Source organism: Bacillus sp. AFS040349 (assembly GCF_002577655.1).
GTDB lineage: Bacteria > Bacillota > Bacilli > Bacillales > Bacillaceae > Metabacillus.
This window is the reverse complement of record NZ_NUMC01000052.1, coordinates 25,309-38,678: the sequence shown is the minus strand read 5'-3', so window position 1 is coordinate 38,678 and position 13,370 is coordinate 25,309. Positions and strand designations below refer to the sequence as shown.

Genomic DNA, 13,370 nt, shown 5'->3' with positions numbered 1-13,370 from the left:
GGGATTTGTCTACAGTCTGACCTTAGTCCAATTTCGGACTAAGGTGAATTTTTTTACGAGGTGTTAGAAGTGTCTATTTTTTTAGTTAAAGTTATTTTTATCTATATTGTGTTTATTGTAGCAGTAAAAATTTTAGGGAAATCAGCTCTAGCCCGACTTACCCCTCATGATTTTGGAGCGATTCTTTTTTTATCTTATTTAGCTTTTGGTTCTATTAAAGTAAACGGAGTGATGGAGGGGATTATTGGAATCATTGTAATAACATGCATTCATCTATTTATATCAAAGTTAAGTTTATTAAATAAGTTAAACCCTTTTATTATCGGAAAACCGACTATTCTAATTAAACACGGGAAAATTATCTATCGAAATTTAAAGGAAAGTAGATATCCTTTACCTGAGCTGTTGTCTAATTTAAGAACATCAGGATATCCGGATATTCACGATATTGAATATGCGATTTTGGAAGCAACAGGTGAAATTAGCATTTTTCCAAGAAAAGAATTAGTTCCTATTACTCCAAAAGATTTACATATGAAAGTGGAATACCGCGGATTACCCATAGCCGTTGTCATTGAAGGGAAAGTGCAAAAGCGTAATTTAAAATTAATCAACAAAAATGAAAAGTGGTTAAAGGAAGAACTAAAGGCAAAGGGATATCTTCAAATCAAAGATATTTTTTATGCTGCTGTTAGAGATACCGATCATTCATTAACCATTAACAAAAAAGATGTTAACGACTAATTTTAAGACGATTTCCTCCCAATATAAATTAATGTTTTCTCTTATTTACTCCTTATTGCATTTACCACTTTCATTTTCCAAATTTATAAAAAATTATACCTATATTTAGGAATTTACCAGATGGTAATTTTCAAAATCACTAAGTCTCTAGTTAGGACAGTGCCAGATCATTACGCCTTTCTTGATGTCAGAACTTTCCCAACCTTAATTCTCTTTTTTTCGTTCTTAATATCTTATACAAGTTCTTATAAAGGTAGTCCATAATATATAACAGACAATCCCTTCATATTCCATACGTATACTGGTTACATAGTTTGTACATGTTAAGAGAAACAGAAGGAGGGATTCCAGTTGGAGTGGATTTTTTATCTATACCTGTTAAATACGTTCTTTATCTTATTCATAGCAATTTGGGAAGTTCGTCGGCCTGCCAAGGCTTTGAATTGGATAATAATCGTCCTTTTTTTACCTGTCATTGGTTTCTGGCTATATCTTAGCATATCAAACCCTAAGTTTATTCATCGAAAAAGATTGACCTGTTCTAAAAATGAATCTAACAAATTACCTGAGACATTCGGTGCTTCAGCATCGGTAATTGCCAATGCTTTACGGCATTTCACTGTGAATGGGCTTCGAATGGGCCAAGTCCAAGTGTTTAACAATGGGATAGCAAAATATGATCAACTCCTTGTATCCCTGCAAAAAGCCCAAAAAACCATTGATCTGGAATATTTCATCTATCGGAACGACCAAATTGGTAATCGAATCACAGAACTGCTAATCGAAAAAGCATTAAATGGAGTGCAGGTTCGTTTTATGAGAGATAGCTTGGGGAGTTATAAATTCCCGCGTGAAAAAATCCGGCAGATGGTGGAAGCAGGGATAGAATGCAGGACAATATTTCCTCTGCGATTTCCCTGGATTTTGTCCAATTGGAATTATCGGGATCATTGTAAGATTGTGACGATTGACAGAAAGGAATCCTTTACTGGCGGTATGAACGTTGGGTATGAATATACAGGATTAAAGCCAGACGTAGGATTTTGGAGGGACACTCATTTGCAAATTATAGGGGAAGCAACAGGCGACTTGCAGACTGTTTTTGATGTTCATTGGGAAATCGCTGTGCCGGAAAGGATAAAATCAAAAACAAATTTGAAAACAAAATCAGAGGTAACGAAAATCAATTCAATCGGCAGAGCAGATCATTCCAAATGGTCAGCCGAATTGGGATCAGAGTTGAGCACCCTTGATGATAAAGAAATGGACATATCCGGAAAAACTAGGACATTGCATAAAGCGTATATCCATACGTTGGAAGGAAACCCTGGAATTCCTACCCCAGTCATTCGGCAAGCTTACTTTATCTGTATAACACAGGCGACCAAGACTATTGATTTAACAACACCCTATTTTGTACCAGAAACGGATATTATCATGGCATTAAAGACAGCAGTAACTCGTGGTGTCCGTGTAAGATTGCTGGTTCCTCGCCACAATAATCAAAAAATCGTGGGTCTTGCAAGCCGTACTTATTACGGAGAACTTATAGAAGCTGGAGTTCAAATCTACCAGTACGACAAAGGAATGATACATGCGAAGGTGTTGACCATCGATGAGGAGATTGCTGCCGTAGGCTCAGCAAACTATGATATGAGAAGTTTTCGCCTGAATTATGAGGTGTGTCAAGTCGTGTACAGTGCTGATGTGGCAAGGGAACTCACAGAGCAGTTCGAGAGGGATCTTACTGATTCTGTACCATTAAGAATTGAAGACTTGTTGCAACGATCCCTGACCGAGCGCATTGTTGAACAGGGTTCTCGCCTGCTCTCTCCATTATTATGAGTTGATGTATCCTGTTTTTATTGTTCTATGTTAAATCTAGATTTAAAAAATTTCATTGTTTTTAAAATATTTCTGATTCATTTGAAAAGAGTCGAAAACCCGTGTTAGAAGAACTTTCAATATGGTTTTTTTCTTTTTTACGATGGAAATTCATTACTAAAAAACGGTAATACTAAACAGGCAGCTCAAAGTGTTTGAATTCAAAAATATCTGTTACTTTTTAATTTAAATATAAGGGATGATATCAATAGATAATATATTTGATAAGGAAATACGTTTATTAGAGGATAAACTGTACCTTTTAGAATTAAATAATTGGCTAAAGAATGAATTTTTAACTTGGGAATGGTGGATATTAGTTGGTTTTTTAGTTGTACCTTGGATTATATGGTCTAAACTCGTTAAACGAGACATTATTTTAGAAATTTTGTTGTTTGGTACCATAATTATCATAACAACAACCTTATTAGATGTAGTTGGTGCACAATACAGTTTTTGGGATTACCCCATTGCATTCCTACCTATTATTCCTCGGGCCTTTCCTTTTGATTTTTCAATGGTACCTGTAGCTTACATGTTGTTATATCAATATTTTAGAACATGGAAATCTTTTATTTTAGCCCAGATCATTATGGCACTAACATATGCCTTTATAGGTGAACCCTTTTGCGAGTGGGTCAAACTTGTTAATTATTTAGAGTGGAGATACAGATATTCATTCATATATTACATCATTGTTGGAATTGTAACTCGAGCTTTAATACTAAAACTAGCCTCTTTATCTAAACCTCAAGATCTTACAACTAAGTAAAATTTAAATTGGAGGAAAAAAACTTTGGAAGAAGTTAATATTGGTTTACTGACGATCAAAGTCATCGTTGGTTTTGCCACTTTATTTTTTATCATTATCATAACAGGCAGAACATCCATCTATCAGTTAACCCCGTTTCACTTAGTTTTTGTGTTAGTACTTGGAGATTTTTTAGGAAATACCATTTATGAAGATAAGGTAGGGATTTTTCATTTTTTATATGCCATCGGATTGTGGACGTTTCTTATGTTGGGAATAGAGTTTATGACTCTAAAAAATAAATCGACACGTTCTCTCTTATTAGGCAATCCTAACATCATCATTCGAGACGGTGTTATGGACAGAAAGTTACTTACAAAGAACAAATTGGATGTAAATCAAGTATTGAGTATACTCCGTCAAAATAATGTCTTTTCAGTTCGCGAAGTCAAATACGGTATATTGGAAGCTAATGGGCAAATAAGTTTATTATTAAAATCCAAGTATCAAAAACCAGACAAGCAAGATCTCAATCTTCCAGAAAGTTCAGTAGATCTCCCAACATCGTTAATTATAGATGGGGAAATATTATGGGATAATTTACATGAACTCGGATTTGATCAACAGTGGTTAGATAACCAATTAACTAACAATGGATATGATAATGTAAAGCGTATACTTTACGCAGATTGGAGAGAGAGTGAAGGCATACATGTAAGTCCTAAATAAAATTTGTTAGGATAGGAGCACATCAATTTTCTTGGTGAATATAATGTGGATTTAAAAAAAGATGAACCAGAGAATCCGTTTTATGAATTTATCTGATAGGGTGTTTGTTCCTTGAGTGTAATCTATTTATTAGAGGATGGAAAACTATAATTTGCGGTCTAGAGCAGCAACCCTGTCATTAAGCCTTAAACAAAAGGTCCTTTTTTATGGAAGAATGTATTATAAGTATCTAAAGTCAGAGTCTAAAAATTAGTGGGATAACTTAGATAAATATTACAGTGGAAAAATGGTATCAGTTGGAGGCTGAAGCGATAACTTTACTTCACTAACGGATGCGTTCATTTTCAGATGGAGATGGAGCAAAAAAAGTACAAGTACTATATTAAGATAACGAGACCTTATCTACAACAAGGATTGAATCCCTAATCGTTTTAAAAGACACGACTATTGAAGATAAGCAAGTAATATAAGCTTGTAACAATGATTCTTCGAAATCTTCGATACAAGCTTAATAATCGATAACAAATTATTTATTAATACATATCAATTCGTATGCTGCTTTACCATCTATAAACGCTTTCGCATGTATTAGCTTGGGGTTCATAATAACAATGTTGTTTATATTGACCTGCTAATGGTTGAGCGTACCAAGTAGGTGGGCATTTACCATATGGATTGAAATACCAAAGAGCATATTTAGAAGGATGCTCTCTCCAATAATCTAATGCTTTTCGTGCTAATCTTTTTTCGACATCTCTTGCACGTTGATAAAAAACATTCCCTTTTTGTACTGCTTCAAAAGAATAATTTCCTCCTTGTACTTGAAAAATCACGTCCCTTATTGACCTTAAATTTAAAAAATCTAAACAATCTGCTTTTAGTCGGTTTACAATGACATTACCAACCAAAAGCATCCCTAGTCGTCCTTCTCCTTCAGCTTCTGCTCTCATCATCCTTGCCATCAATGCAACATCACTTTCGGTATATTTTACTCGTGGCACTTTTATCACTCCCTATATCTAATTATATGAACGTTGTTCATCAGAAATTCCTTGTTGAAGTTTACTAATGAGCGAGTTAAAATGAATTGTTAAAAAATTAGGAAAATAATACATAAGCTAATAATTTCATGAGAAATGAAGAGAATATGAATGATAAATGAAGGAGGAATGTAACTATGGCATTAACACCTTATGACCCATTTAGACAATTAGTAAATATAAGAAGAGATTTTGACCGTATCTTTTCTGACCTACCGTTTGATTTTAGTGGGGACAAAGAGCACTTTGGAAGTATTAAGGTAGATGTGCATGAAAGTGAAAATGAAGTTGTTGCAACTTGTGATATACCGGGACTTGAGAAAAAAGAAGACGTAAACATTGATATTGAAAATAATGTATTATCGATTAGCGGTTCTATAAACAAAACAAATGAAACAAAAGAAAAAAATATGTATAGAAAAGAACGTTACACAGGTAGTTTTCACCGAGCTATAACACTTCCGAGTCTTGTATCTACCGAGGGAGTATCAGCAACCTATAAAAATGGTGTATTAGAAGTAAAAATGTTAAAGACTACACCAAATAATAAAAAGAAAATTGATGTGGAATTTCATTAAAATGAGCAAATTATATGAAGTTATGAAAGAATTTGATAAGGATTATTTGCAGGAGATATCTAATATGCAACCAGAATTAGTGGATTTGCTTATATTAACTTGTCATTCTTCAAATAATAAGAAGAAAGCTATATTAGATGAACTTGCTCATAACATTAAGTCATCATATATTAAAAACAATATTAACTAATCTTCCGATTAGAACTATCTAAACAAGGGGGTGTCGAATTTGGCATCCCTATTGTTGTAACAAAGTTAAGAGGTAAAAAAAATGCCCTTACTGTATTTTCTTTATTTTTTGTGAGTTTTCACCTAAAGATACATAAGAAACTATGTATAGATTGTTGTAAGAACCAAATCTATTATACTAGAGTAATACAGGGTATTTATTTTGAATAAATTCAAACTTCGTTCAATTAATTACCTCGGTAGATAGTATTTAACATAAGGATAACTTATCCCCCCCATTCCTTGCTTATTATTGCATAGAGGTAATTTCTTTTTCTACTTCTTCTTGAATTACATTGTTGAAAATAAGTATGCAAATAAATGTACTTTAACTAAACTGTTTTAATTCAATAACTACATATAGAAAGCTCAAAAATACATTATTTTACTTATTAAAATGTATTATTGTCTCTTTGTTACTTATCTTTGCCTTATAAAATCAGAAAATGATTAACAGATGTCTTGTTATTAGAGGATGCAATTCACTATAAAATGTGAATGATAACTTCCAGTAATGTGTTTCAGTTATTATAGCAGAAATTGTGTCATTCTACTTGATGTTCACAATTGGCTAAAAGAATGAACCATGCGTTAAACTTCATTGAAAATAAAGAAATAGACTACAAAGAAACTGCAAAAGTAGCTAAATTTTCCGAGTTTCACTTTTCAAGAATGTTCTCTTCAATCTCAGGTGTATCGCTCTCAAAATATATTAGACGTAGACGGTTAACACTCGCAGCATTTGAAATTCAAAAAAGTGAAATTCGGATCATCGATGTGGCAGTTAAATATGGTTATGTTTCTTCTGATACTTTCTCACGTGCTTTTCAAAAAATGCATGGAGTAACCCCTTCCAATGCTCATAATAGAGGGGTACAGTTAAAAGCCTTTCCCAGAATATCCTTTCAAATTACTATTAAAGGAGATACCGAGATGGATTACAGAATTGAAAACCTTGATTTTGAATTAAGAATTGTAGGAAAAAGTAAGCCAGTAAAAACAAGCAGAGCATTTAAAACAATCCCTACGCTTTGGAACACCGCGAAAAAAGATGGATTTATGCAAGAACTAGTAGCTATGTCATGGGAAAATCCAAAATGCACGCTTGAAAGCCTTCTGGGGGTTTGCGGAAAAGAAGCCGCCATAACAGATGAAGAATTTTCCTATTTCATGGGCGTAAGATACGATGGGGAATCCCCTGAAAATATGGAGACGCTTATTATACCCGCAAGTACATGGGCAGTATTTCCGAACATAGTAGATGCATGGAAACGTTTATATACCGAGTGGGTTCCTAACTCCGAGTATGAACTTGCAAATTTACCTTGTATAGAATGTTATTACGGTCCGAAGCATAAACCAAGACACGAACTCTGGGTCCCTGTTATCCCGAAGTAAATTACATATTCAGTAATAGAATGTGTTTATGGGACTCTGCAGACGAAACGCAAATATTATACGCTATCAGAAATATAATTAAAAAGTCAATTCCATACATAAAGAATTGACTTTTGTGAAATTTAGCTAAATCACTCTAATAATGACCTTCTTGGTATTTCAATTTTCCTGAGTTCACTAAATTAACTTGTATGTTGATATGCTCGATACTATCCTTATTTAAAAAAAATGGCTTTTCTTTTATCTCTTGATTCCATCTCTGAGGGTTCTCCCGATATAATATTTCACCTAACCTATAAACGTCTGAATTTATCTCCACTCCTTTTTCAAAAGTATTTAAAATCTCAGCTCTTATTATTTTTTCAGTGTTAGCAACTAACTTGTTTTCACTAATTTCTTTTAACTTTTCGTTTATTCCGGCTTGTAAGGATACGTTAATTTTATATCTCACTTGTTCGTTAGTAATAACTGGAGTTATCCTCACCTTTGGTTTTTCTAATACTATAGAAACAACCGGTTGATCATCTTCAACTATCCACAAAGGAGATCGAACAGTTTTTTCATCTATCCATCTTAGACCGTTTAAATCAGATTCAGAAAGCCATCCTTGTAGATGGTTATTTCTTATAAAGACAGCGCCGTCATTTCTTAACAATGGTGCTTTTTTATCTTCCTCTTTCCAATTTTCAGTGGATATTTTTATTGAAGGAATGAAAGCTGTTTGTCCAACAGGATTGCTATCTCGAATAAATTGGAAAAATTGAATGGGTTGTATGTAGGATCTTTGCTTATAACTTTCATTTGGTTCGTGAAGAATCGTCGAGAGTCCAGATAAAGTGAAAAATGATTTTGTTTTAAGTACGTCTTCAATGGATTCATTTGTAGCATAAAATTGGATATTATAACGTATTTCTCTATATCGATTTATAAAATCAATAGAGGATTTGATATCTTGCTCAAGTAATTTATTACTCAAAATCAATGTAGACACATGTCCCCAAAAAAGTCTTTGTTGTGCGTCCTTGTATAATTGATTTAACGCTTCTGTCATCGTAATTCCCTCACCTCTCCCAATCCAAATCGGTGGTTGTTTATCAGGTCTAGCACCTTCTAGTCTAGCCACATTAGAAAAGTCCAGTAATTGAACATAAGCTATATATTTTTCATCTTTATAGTCAATTCCAAGTGCTGCAACATAGTAAATATCTTGTATTTCTTTGATATTCCAACATCCCGATAATACCAGACTAAAGAGAGTTAGTATGCTAATTAAAAAGAACCTACGTAGTTTCAGGATTGTCACTCCCCTTCATCCGTCTTTGTACTATCCCGCGTACGAACATAACTAACACGTTCTCTATAACTTTTCCATGGTAACCGAAATAGCGCCTTGAAAAGATCTGAACTAGACTTCGGAAATACTAAAGCTAAGTAAGGGATTCCGAAAGAACGTAACCTTGCCATATAAATGACAATCATAAATCCTCCAAGCATAAAACCGTATAAACCCATAAAAATCGAGCAAACAAGAACAAATCCTCTAAGAATGGATATTGAACTTGCTAATATTTGGTTCACTAGTGTATACCCTGAGATGGCAGAAAGAGCCGTAATAACGATGACCGAAGGAGAAATAAAATCCGACCGAATTGCAGCGTCTCCAATAATGAGTCCTCCAACGACAGAGAGAGTTTGTCCAAGAGGGGAAGGTAATCTTTGACCAGCTTCACGGAACATTTCAAACAGGAATAAAACGATCATAAGTTCTAATGGTGCAGGAAATGGCAACCCCGATCTTGCAACAGTTACAGTCGCAAGAAGAGGAAATGGAATTTGATCTTGATGGTATGCAAGTAGTGCCATCCAAAACCCGGGTAAGTAGACAGCTAAAAGAAATCCCACCCATCTATAAAATCGAGCTAATGAAATGGGTAAATAATTAAAATGTGAATCCTCTGCTGCTTTAATCAAAAAAGTAATGGTTACAGGAGCAATAATGACTAATGGTGAGCCATCTACTACTATGATTATTCTACCTTGTAATAAACATTCAACTGCAAAGTCAGGTCTGGATGTATCAGCAGAAAGTGGGAAAATAGAAAGTGATTGTTTGGACACCATCTCCTGCAATTGAGTTGAACTAATAATTCCATCAATCTCAACATTAGATAATCGTTCCCGAATAGTATCTAGCATCTCCGTATTAACCACATCTTCTAGATATAATAATCCCACCTTAGTTTGAGTTCTTGTTCCTATCGTATAAGTTTGATAAGATAGCGTTGGCGACCTTAGTCTTTTTCGAATTAGTGCAATATTTGTTGAGATATCCTCTGTGAAATTATCTCTTGGGCCACGAACAGATACCTCGTAATTGGATTGTTCAGTTGAACGGTTTGGTTTATTGGATGCACTAACAGAAAAAAAAGCGCTAAATTCCGGAAAATAAATGACTAAATTACCATCGAAGATCTCTAAAGAGATGGAATTTAACCCTGTTTCCACCTTTAAAGGTGTCCATTCCAGGTCATCTTGATTCCATTCCACGCAATCTTTGAATATTTTATAGTAATTTTTTGTTGTCATTTTTTTTAGTTGTGGAATAATGATTTGATTTATTTGTTTTTTATCAACCAAATTCTCACAATAGATAAATATGGTATCTATTTCTTGTTGTTCATCAGTAAATTTATGTAGTACAACTTTAACATCCTCACTTTTTTGATAAGTTGAACGAATTTTCTCTTCATTTACTTCATCAGTATTCTGAAAGGTAGTATGATAAGAGTTCAGTTCCTTTTGTTTTTTATATTTATTAAATTTCAAGAATTATCTCCCCTTTTCTCTTTTAAAAAGGCTAATAACCCAATGCTTAAAGAAAAGATAATTAAAAATAGAAGCGATAAATAAAAATATATATTTTGCAAAAAGCGAACAAATTGCATATCACTAATAGGTAGAAGAACCATCAACAATGTAATTAGTGAGCTAAACCCTATTAATAAATGTCTATTCTTATCGTTCTCAAATGGAAATAGCTGTCCAATTATAAACAAACCTAAACTTATTCTTATAAATCCACCTGACAGCCATTGATAAATAGAAAAAAAATCTACATGTTCAATATATTTACCAATTTTTAATAATCGCCATTCCTCGTATGCCGGATACCTCTGATTAGCAGCCTCTTCTGGACCAAAAATAGCAATTGAACCTAACAAGGGACCTAGGGTTAACCCTATTAAGATAATTCCGAGAAAAAGTAAACTTCGAACCTTAATGTTGGGTTTTAATTTGTGTTGTAAGAAAAGTATAAGTGAAACTTCCATTAGAGAACCTGAACTATAGATTACGCCTTTCAAAACAGGATTCAAACCATGTTCTAATATAGGGAATATTTGAGCGTAATCCTTATGAGGAATATTTAGGCTCATGACAAAAAAACCTAAAGCAATAACAAAAACAAGTAAAAAACCTGAAATAATAGATAGGGTAGCAAAGCTAGATGTCGCAGCAAAAAAACAAATGATTAGAAAAACTATGGCTAAGATGAAAACTGGACTTTGAGGGAAATAGGAAGTAACTGTCCAAACAATCATATCCTTTAAGGTAACTCCAATTAATAAAAGGATAAAAACATAGGCAACCGAAGAAAGACCCCAAGCAACACCTTTACCAACTCGGTCCTTCATCCAAGTAAATAAATGGGAGTAATTTGTTTTTTTAATAATTACTTGTAGAAAAACAAGCCACCCCAAAAATAAAACTCCTGAAATTAGTACAGATATCCAAGAATCCCTCTTTGCTGTGCTTAGTAACATGGGTATCACCATTACATGGTTCATTAATCCTATACTCATCATAGAGAGAACAAATATAGTAGAAAAACTTGCTTTATTTTGATCCATTTTCAACCCTCTTACCCCATTATTGTTTTAACTATCCATCTCGTTTTTCCTTTTTGCTACCATATTTTATATAATTACCTAATATTTGATTTATATCCAGAAAACCAACTAAATAAAGCGTTGTGAAACAGCCACAGAAAATAATAGTAACCTTTAAAAATTCAAAGTATAACCAAAATCAAATTACTAGGTAAGAACAACCGCGTTCTTAACTACTTACGTAAACATACCCCAACATTGTTAGATGCCTTAGAAATCACTTCTATATAAAATCAGGAGAGTCATTGCTTCACGCTATTGTGACCATTAAAGAGATGAACAAAAAATAATAAACGAAGAATTCCAGAAGGCGCACCTTTGAACTTTCTCTCAAATCGCTGGCAAAAGCACGTTTATGATGATGGGAATATAAATCGCCAATTATGCGTTGTCTGTTCTTACCGAGTTAAGAAATCTTGTACGATCAGGTAACGTTTTTCTCCCGCACATATCACCATTAGGATCGGAACGTACTTTCTAGGAGAATATTTATTTATACCTAGATTTTGAACTCCATCCCTACGTCCACTTAGGATATAAAAAATGCCTTAGCCTATAATATCAGCATTTTGTCGGCTGTACCTCTTTATTGGGTAACGAAAAAAAGGCCGAATTTCTCAGTTTAGGGAATGGGAAATCAGGATTTTTATATTGGAAATTCCTTATCGTTGTGAATCCCCTTATACTGATGCTACCCCATCTAGAAGAATGGCATTCCAGACCTTTAAGCCCCTGTTATGCATTTTTGTTCGTAGACTGCATGTTCACTACTGTACGAAATCAGTATGAGACGAAGAAATATGCAGTATATACGATTCTAGGTTATACGATGGACGGAAAGAAAGAAATCCTTGGTATATGGTTGAATGAAACAGAAAGTAAACATAAATGGATGCAAATCTTTGATGAGATCAAATCACGTGGTGTAGAGGATGTGTTTTTCTTATCAATGGATGGAGTAAGTGGACTAGAAGAAGGTGCTCGTGCCATTTTTCCTGACCTGATTGTGCAGCGTTGTATGGTCCATTTGATTCGAAATTCCATTAAATATATTCCTACTAAAGAGTATAAAGCCTTTACAGCTTCTTTAAAAAAGGTGTATGGAGCACCTAGTCTGAAAGCTTGTCATAGCGCCTTCGATGCCTTTCAAAAACAGTGGACTTCTTATCCAGGTGCTGTGGATGTATGGGTTCGCAACTTCAACCATGTGGAGCAACTTTTTGACTACGGGAGTGCCATTCGCAAAGTAATGTACACCACAAATGCCGTAGAGAGCATTCATTCTAGCTTTCGAAAGGTGACGAAAAAAGGAGCATTTCCAAATGAAAATGCCCTGTTCAAAGTCCTATATTTACGTATTCAAGAATTAGAAAAGAAATGGAGTGTTGGGTTTATTCAAAACTGGTCCATGGTAATAAATCAACTTTTACTCCACGAAAACCTCAAAGACCGAGTCCTAAAGTATATGGAGTAAATTAGGACTTACACACTTTATTTGACAGCCCCTGACATTTATACTTTCTGCTCTATTCATCTAACTCGCACTTTCTAATAGACCTAAATCAAATAAGTCAGTTCCCTTTTACTACTCTCATTTGTTATTTTTCAATTCTGCTTTTTAACATCAAAAGACAATGAATATAAATTATTTATCCCACTATGATGTGCTTTTTATTAAACAATTAGAATTTACTTCCACCAATGTTTCGAAGGCCCATTACTTTTAACTGTAAAATTTATTTAATCTTAATTCATTAACTTTTCTATCTGACTTATAAGAAGGTCTTTAAATTGTATGAGTATTTTGTGTATGCATTATTATTCCACATCCTTTATTTATCCAATAAAAATACATCTTCTCCCTATTTTAATAATTTCATATCAACATACCATTCCTCATTCTGTACCCTTAACTGCTAAACTAATCCCCCCTTTAAAACAATCTTTATAAAGAAATAAACATGTATAGATGCTTATTTACTAAATGTAATATAATAAATTTATTCCTATTAGTTCTTAGCTTTAAACCTAACTTCATTAAGTCCACTTTCATTAAGTCCCCTTTTTTGTA

At 33.7% G+C, this 13,370-nt stretch carries 11 protein-coding genes and 2 pseudogenes; 9 read left to right on the top strand and 4 right to left on the bottom strand.

Translation table 11 applies throughout. The annotated features are described in order from the left end of the window. The first annotated feature begins 69 nt into the window (after positions 1-69). The 4 genes from COD11_RS12665 (at position 70) to COD11_RS12650 (ending at position 4,108) form a co-directional block, all read left to right on the top strand. A complete protein-coding gene (locus tag COD11_RS12665; RefSeq protein WP_098797272.1) occupies positions 70-744 on the top strand; it encodes a DUF421 domain-containing protein in 675 nt (224 codons plus the stop codon). Between the two features lie 351 nt (positions 745-1,095). Beyond that, the gene (locus tag COD11_RS12660; protein WP_098797271.1) at positions 1,096-2,589 is read left to right on the top strand and encodes a phospholipase D-like domain-containing protein; all 1,494 of its coding nucleotides are present in this window, start codon (positions 1,096-1,098) and stop codon (positions 2,587-2,589) included. Between the two features lie 238 nt (positions 2,590-2,827). Continuing rightward, on the top strand, positions 2,828-3,400 hold the full coding sequence (locus COD11_RS12655; RefSeq protein WP_098797270.1) for a CBO0543 family protein: 573 nt from the start codon (positions 2,828-2,830) through the stop codon (positions 3,398-3,400). Positions 3,401-3,424: 24 nt separating this feature from the next. Next, entirely contained in the window at positions 3,425-4,108 is a 684-nt protein-coding gene (locus COD11_RS12650) for a DUF421 domain-containing protein (protein WP_098797269.1), read from the top strand. Between the two features lie 560 nt (positions 4,109-4,668). Here COD11_RS12650 and COD11_RS12645 read toward each other — a convergent pair. Further along, complete coding sequence (locus COD11_RS12645; protein WP_060668912.1) at positions 4,669-5,109, bottom strand: cell wall hydrolase; 441 nt, start codon at positions 5,107-5,109, stop codon at positions 4,669-4,671. A 176-nt stretch (positions 5,110-5,285) separates the two neighbouring features. Between COD11_RS12645 and COD11_RS12640 the strand changes: the two genes are divergently transcribed. The 3 genes from COD11_RS12640 to COD11_RS12630 all read left to right on the top strand — a co-directional run bounded on the left by COD11_RS12640 (position 5,286) and on the right by COD11_RS12630 (position 7,352). After that, entirely contained in the window at positions 5,286-5,726 is a 441-nt protein-coding gene (locus tag COD11_RS12640) for an Hsp20/alpha crystallin family protein (protein ID WP_031536672.1), read from the top strand. Position 5,727: 1 nt separating this feature from the next. Then, a complete protein-coding gene (locus COD11_RS27260) occupies positions 5,728-5,916 on the top strand; it encodes a hypothetical protein (protein WP_002081493.1) in 189 nt (62 codons plus the stop codon). A gap of 617 nt (positions 5,917-6,533) precedes the next feature. Next, a complete protein-coding gene (locus tag COD11_RS12630; RefSeq protein ID WP_060668918.1) occupies positions 6,534-7,352 on the top strand; it encodes an AraC family transcriptional regulator in 819 nt (272 codons plus the stop codon). A gap of 136 nt (positions 7,353-7,488) precedes the next feature. Here COD11_RS12630 and COD11_RS12625 read toward each other — a convergent pair whose 3' ends face one another. From COD11_RS12625 to COD11_RS12615, 3 genes are read right to left on the bottom strand one after another with little or no spacing between them, the layout of a single operon-like run. Beyond that, positions 7,489-8,655, bottom strand: a complete 1,167-nt coding sequence (locus COD11_RS12625; protein WP_098797268.1) for a Ger(x)C family spore germination protein — start codon at positions 8,653-8,655, stop codon at positions 7,489-7,491. Continuing rightward, entirely contained in the window at positions 8,652-10,178 is a 1,527-nt protein-coding gene (locus tag COD11_RS12620) for a spore germination protein (RefSeq protein WP_098797267.1), read from the bottom strand. The genes COD11_RS12625 and COD11_RS12620 overlap by 4 nt, the downstream gene beginning before the upstream one ends. Next, positions 10,175-11,260 (bottom strand): endospore germination permease, encoded by a 1,086-nt coding sequence (locus COD11_RS12615; RefSeq protein WP_098797266.1) that lies wholly within the window; start codon positions 11,258-11,260, stop codon positions 10,175-10,177. Before COD11_RS12615 ends, COD11_RS12620 begins: the two co-directional genes overlap by 4 nt. 216 nt (positions 11,261-11,476) lie before the next feature. Between COD11_RS12615 and COD11_RS27515 the strand changes: the two are divergent. Both COD11_RS27515 and COD11_RS12610 read left to right on the top strand, forming a co-directional pair. Further along, positions 11,477-11,735: pseudogene (locus tag COD11_RS27515) on the top strand (hypothetical protein); the annotation flags it as partial. Positions 11,736-11,987: 252 nt separating this feature from the next. Further along, positions 11,988-12,773: pseudogene (locus COD11_RS12610) on the top strand (IS256 family transposase); the annotation flags it as partial. Positions 12,774-13,370: the final 597 nt, after the last annotated feature.